1 protein-coding gene is annotated in these 771 nt (G+C 67.7%); it reads left to right on the forward strand.

The window, feature by feature from the left end:
* A partial coding sequence (locus tag ACYVO7_RS25750; RefSeq protein ID WP_460452611.1) for an HlyD family type I secretion periplasmic adaptor subunit occupies positions 1–771 on the forward strand: 771 nt, incomplete at its 5' end.

The following is a 771-nucleotide window of genomic DNA, read 5'->3' on the forward strand; positions in this document are numbered from 1 at the left end:
GGCGCGGCGGCCGAGCAGCAGCTCTTCTTCATCAATGACGAGCTCGTGGGCGTGCGCGACCTGGCCGACAAGGGGCTGGTGGCGAAGACCCGGCGCAACGCGCTGGAGCGCGAGAAGGCCCGCCTTGACGGGGTCATCGGCCGCAACCAGATCGACGAGTCGAAGGCCCGCAACAACATCAACGAAGTGCGGCTGCAGGTGAACCAGCTGCAGCAGAAGCTGCAGGAGGACGTGGCGGCCTCCATGCAGGAGACGCGGCAGAAGATGTCCGACCTGCGCGAGAAGATCCGCGTGTCCGAGGACGTCCTGCGCCGGACCGAGCTGACCGCGCCGCGGGCCGGCATCGTCCAGAACGTGAAGATCAGCACCATCGGGCAGGTTCTGCGCCCGGGCGAGTCGCTGCTGGAAATCGTGCCCACGGACGACCAGCTGGTCGTGGAGGCGCAGGTCCCGGTCACCGACGTCGACCGGCTGCAGACCGGCCAGACCGCCGAGATCCGCTTCCCGAACTTCCATTCGCGCACGACGCCCACCATCATGGGCCAGATCCGCAACCTGTCGCGCGACCGTCTGGTCGACGAGGCCTCGCGCCAGCCTTACTTCCTGGCGCAGGTGGCGGTGGCGGACACCGACATCCCCGAAGAGATGAAGGCGCGCCTCAGGGCCGGCATGCCGGCCGAGGTCGTGTTCCCGTCGGGCGAACGCACGGCGCTGGAATACATGATCCATCCTCTCAAGGAGGCGTTCGCCAAGGGCTTCCGCGAGCGTTGA

It is taken from the genome of Alsobacter sp. SYSU BS001988 (genome assembly GCF_054796215.1).